This window comes from Bowmanella dokdonensis (assembly GCF_017254865.1).
Lineage (GTDB): Bacteria > Pseudomonadota > Gammaproteobacteria > Enterobacterales > Alteromonadaceae > Bowmanella > Bowmanella dokdonensis.
Window position 1 is genome coordinate 1 of record NZ_JAFKCV010000031.1, and the last position, 4,272, is coordinate 4,272.

General features: G+C 50.8%; 6 protein-coding genes. 5 read left to right on the plus strand and 1 reads right to left on the minus strand.

The window, feature by feature from the left end:
• The 5 genes from J0A66_RS21315 to J0A66_RS21335 all read left to right on the plus strand — a co-directional run.
• The coding region (locus tag J0A66_RS21315; RefSeq protein ID WP_206575881.1) for a transposase at positions 1 to 489 on the plus strand (489 nt) is incomplete at its 5' end.
• Between the two features lie 276 nt (positions 490 to 765).
• Positions 766 to 1,620 (plus strand): hypothetical protein, encoded by an 855-nt coding sequence (locus J0A66_RS21320; protein WP_206575882.1) that lies wholly within the window; start codon positions 766 to 768, stop codon positions 1,618 to 1,620.
• 162 nt (positions 1,621 to 1,782) lie between these two features.
• Positions 1,783 to 2,064, plus strand: coding sequence for a hypothetical protein (locus J0A66_RS21325; protein ID WP_206575883.1), 282 nt, complete (start codon positions 1,783 to 1,785; stop codon positions 2,062 to 2,064).
• Positions 2,065 to 2,121: 57 nt separating this feature from the next.
• Positions 2,122 to 3,252 (plus strand): serine hydrolase domain-containing protein, encoded by a 1,131-nt coding sequence (locus J0A66_RS21330; RefSeq protein ID WP_206575884.1) that lies wholly within the window; start codon positions 2,122 to 2,124, stop codon positions 3,250 to 3,252.
• Positions 3,253 to 3,456: 204 nt separating this feature from the next.
• Positions 3,457 to 4,149: a winged helix-turn-helix domain-containing protein gene (locus J0A66_RS21335; protein WP_206575885.1), complete on the plus strand. Its 693-nt coding sequence runs from the start codon at positions 3,457 to 3,459 to the stop codon at positions 4,147 to 4,149.
• 45 nt (positions 4,150 to 4,194) lie between these two features.
• On the opposite strand, the gene J0A66_RS23875 is transcribed toward J0A66_RS21335, so the two are convergent.
• Positions 4,195 to 4,272 (minus strand): integrase core domain-containing protein (locus tag J0A66_RS23875; protein WP_144020606.1); only part of this gene is annotated, 78 nt, incomplete at its 5' end.

A 4,272-nucleotide genomic window follows, 5' to 3' on the forward strand; every position in this document is an offset into this window, starting at 1 on the left:
GCGAAACTCCGCAGCTCCCTTAACCGCCTGGGTAGGAAAGACTGGATAGTGCATTGCTGCAAACGTTATGAACATGGCAAGGGTGTGGCCATCTACCTGGCCCGCTATGTCCGGGGTGGCCCCTTCAACCGCCAACAATTGATTTGCGCAGAAGCAGGCCGGGTGCGTTTTCGTTATCAGTCGCACCGCACTGGCCAACAGGAAGTGGCCAATCTCCCAGTGGAGACCTTTATCCAGCGCTGGTTGATGCATGTGCCCCTGCCGGGCAAAGCCAGCATTCGTTATCTGGGGCTCTACAGTTCAGCAGCAAGAAACCGGCTGAATCAGGCCAGAGAATCGTTGGGACAGATGCCGGTAACGGCTGGGCAGTTGTTGCAATGGCAGGATTATCTTGCCGGTATAGGCCGACCCGCCTGCTGCGAAATCTGTGGCGCCCCGCTTTATCAGCAGGCTTCCCTGGAGAAAGAAGTTCCTAGACAGACAGCCTGAGAAGCGCACTATCACAAGCAGATGGTGGGCATCCGAGTGCCCGGAATAAAAAGAGAAGCGATAGATGACAACCATTAGAAGCCAACGGAAGATTGCAGCCTCCTTCCAACCGGGGCATAGTAATGCCAACCCACGCAATCGAATCCCCATAGCCCGCGAGCGGCGGCCCAACAAGGAAGATTAACCGGACCTTGAGAAGATGGTCGAAGGGAATTGGAATGCTTAAGAGAAGGTCGGTTATCTAAACGTTATGCATAATAAATTGAGTAAGTAAGCATGGAAGAAAAGCTACTAGATCCAACGCTAATTGGTGTAATTATAGGTTCATTCCTGTCTTTGATTGGAAATGTTCTTACCCAGCATTTTTCTATTAAAAAAGAAGAGAGGCAGTGGGAAAGACAAAGGGTCTCTTCAAAAGAAGAGAGAGAAGAAAAAAGCAAAGAACATGAAATTGAACATCTTAGAGAGCTTTATCATAATTGTGTGTTGTCTTTGTCAGTGTATATGACGCATGCACAGAAAAATACAAATGAAGAAGAAACCACTAAAAACATTGAGGAAATAAGAGATATTCATCACTGGCTGTCACTTCTTTTACTACGGCATCCTCACAAAAGGTTGAGCCAACTAATTGATAGCTTTTTACACCACCCTGATGATTACTACGCTGAACAACTCAGAAAGTACGTTCTGGAACTCGTAGAGCATGAAAAAGTTCTAGATTCTCCAGATCGCATTAAAGAATCGCTTTCAAGTGATAAACAGCAGGCAGAAAAAGGTCGAACCGTAACGTTCAAAATCAGCGACAATTATCGAAGAGAACAAATGGTAGCTGGTGTTGAATTGCCACAAAGTCATTATTATTCCTACAAATTTGACCAAATCAAAGAAGCACACAGAGATCGTCTGTTACAAATCTACTTTCAAACAAGTAAAAAAATCCCTCAAAATTCACAATTATCACTCCCAGTTCATCGCCCTGGAGCTAAACAGATACAGTATCAAGGAAAAGCCTGGGAGGCAGAGTTGAATCCTTTTACTTCTAATGTAAATGATGTACTTGATATTTGGTGTAAGGCGTACGATCAAAGTCTAGAAATAGCGGAAAACAGTCTGAAAGCAAATGCATAACAAGTGACTGTGGTGCCAAGTTGGACTTCCCCGCTTCCAACAGCCCTGTGAAAGACAGTTCTGACCACGCACACAGAAAGTAATGGGCCTCACTGTTCTTGCATATTTCCGAAGAGCATAGTGGTACTCTTTAGAAAGCCAAGCAGCTATAAAGGTACTGAAATGAATGTGGATAAAGCAAAAAAACGTATAGCGAAGCAGGTTAAAAAGGGCTTTAAAGGTTATCCGCTGATTTCATTAGCCTATTTCGGTAAAAGCACCGATTTTGCCACTGAAGTTGTGGTGACCTTCACTCTGGATGAAGAGGCTGAACCTCAGGAGCAACGGTTTGTTAGCGAAAACGACGTTCGCCATGATGAAACAATCCAGTCTGTTCTACTGAAAATAATCGAGCGTTCTGATGCCAATACTGTGACCGAAACTGACAGTGTTGCAGTGAGGTAGTGTCCCGGAAACGGGGAGTCCATATCATTCGTTATGCGGCCGTGCAAAGGAATAGCCATGTACCCAGCTAAATACATTTACCACTTCACGCTGTTACTGTTGCTACTCGGATCCTCAGCTTGTACGCCCTCCGCGCAGACGCGTCAAACTGGCATAGGCCCCACCTCCGGGCAAGTCACCTACCAAATCCCTGAACAGACAAAGGATGGGTGGCGGACAGCGTCGGCTGCCGACCAGGGCATTGACACTGTCCCGCTTCTGGATATGTTGGCACGGGTTCGTGCGGGGGAATACCAGGGTATAACCAGCATCCTGCTTGCCCATCGCGGCTCACTGGTGTTCGAGGAGTACTTCGGCGACCTTGAGCGCGATAGTCTGCACACCACACGCTCAGCGTCGAAAGCCATCACTTCGGCGCTGGTCGGCATCGCTATCGATCAGGGCTATATTGAGTCGGTCCACGTCCCGATCCTGCCGTACTTTCCCGAGTACGAGGGTGAGATCAAGAACTGGGATGAGCGAAAGCGCGACATCAGGATCGGCCATGTCCTGAGCATGACTTCAGGGGTCCGTGGGAACGAGGACGCGATGTACCCGACCAACGACTGGATCAAGTTCTACCTCGACCAGCCGTTGGTAGCAGCGCCAGGCGAGTTATTCTCATACGCGACCAGCGGCGTCGTTACCCTGGGAAATGTGATCACTCGGGCATCCGGACTCAGCATTCCCGCCTTCACTGACCGTTTCCTCTTCGGCCCGCTTGGGATTACCAAGTACCGGTGGCCTATTACGAATTCGCGCGGAAACCAGGGCCTTGCCATGACCGGCGGGGGACTGAACCTCCGACCACGTGATATGGCGAAGTTCGGACAGCTCTACCTGAACGGCGGTGTGTGGGAAGGACGCCGGGTGATTTCAAAAGAGTGGATCGAAACCTCAACATCGAAACACGCCACCAGCGACCTGTATGGCGAGGATTTCGGGTATTTGTGGCGGATGATCGACCGGACGGTGGACGGAGAAAGCGTCCGCTCGTTCGAGGCCTGGGGTAACGGAGGACAGTTTATTATGGTATTCCCCACGCTCGAACTGGTGGCCGTGTTTACGGGTGAAAACTTCGGGCTCTTCCCGGAAATGGAGCAGCCCTTCGGGTTAATCGACCGCTACATCCTGCCAGCTATCAAATAGAGCTAAGGGTGTCTGACTGACCACTCCCTGATGTTCAAGAGAGGAAAAGACAGGGTTAGCCGAGCCTGCCAGTCCGCATGGGAATTTTCTTTCCCCTCTTAATCTCTAAAGAAGCCCCTGACGCTGCCTGGGGCATCAGCATGATGGAAAAACCCGCAGAAAAACACTAATCTGCCAATTTACCCCCCTGATTTGAAACACAGCATGCGCCGATCGCTCCGTTGGGGCCCCGCTATTCCGGCACTTTCCGCTTATCTGCTGATAGGCGGGCTGTTGCTTGTGGTGCTAGACCTGGCCGGTACCTACCTGCAACTATCAGAATGGTGGCAAAACTGGCTGCCTTATCTGTTACTGTGCCTGATGCCCCCCTCCCTCTGGTTGGTGAAGCGCTGGCGCAGCAGACACAGTCCCACTGGTGTCACCTTGGCACAAGGGGCTGAACCGGCCACCCAAGGCGCCGTTTTCAGGGTGGGAGATGCCGAAATAAACACCGCTACCCGGCAGCTGTATTTTTCCGGCCAGGCAGTGGAGGTACAACCCAAGGTCTATGATCTGCTGGTGTACCTGCTGCTCAACCGGGATCGGGCGATCAGCAAGGATGAGTTATTTGACCAGATCTGGCCATCAGTGGTGGTCTCGGAAGCGTCCCTGACCCAAACCGTAAAGCGGCTGCGTGACCTGTTCCGCAATCACGGCTTCGAGCAGGACGTGGTGCGTACCGTGTCCCGCACCGGCTATCAGTTCGACTATCCCGTTACCTTTCAGCCGAATCAGTCATCATCAGGCTCAAAGAAGGTCCATGTTACCTTTCCCTGGCCCGAGGCGCTGGTCTCCCTGGTGATGATGCTTGGGCTTTGGATGACTCAGGAGCGGCCGCTTGAACAGTCCGTCCCCTGACCTTTCCCCGAGATTAGTACCAATCCCTCAATGAGATTTTCCTGCTTAAGCTGCCTGTTTTGCATACTCAACAGGCGACATGTAATTCAGTGAGCTATGCGGGCGAACATGGTTGTAATGCTC

What these genes read in the sequence shown, in the direction of transcription:
- J0A66_RS21320 (WP_206575882.1), top strand. Translation starts at nt 766, where the DNA reads ATGGAAGAAAAGCTACTAGATCCAACGCTAATTGGTGTAATTATAGGT.
- J0A66_RS21325 (WP_206575883.1), top strand. Translation starts at nt 1,783, where the DNA reads ATGAATGTGGATAAAGCAAAAAAACGTATAGCGAAGCAGGTTAAAAAG.
- J0A66_RS21330 (WP_206575884.1), top strand. Translation starts at nt 2,122, where the DNA reads ATGTACCCAGCTAAATACATTTACCACTTCACGCTGTTACTGTTGCTA.
- J0A66_RS21335 (WP_206575885.1), top strand. Translation starts at nt 3,457, where the DNA reads ATGCGCCGATCGCTCCGTTGGGGCCCCGCTATTCCGGCACTTTCCGCT.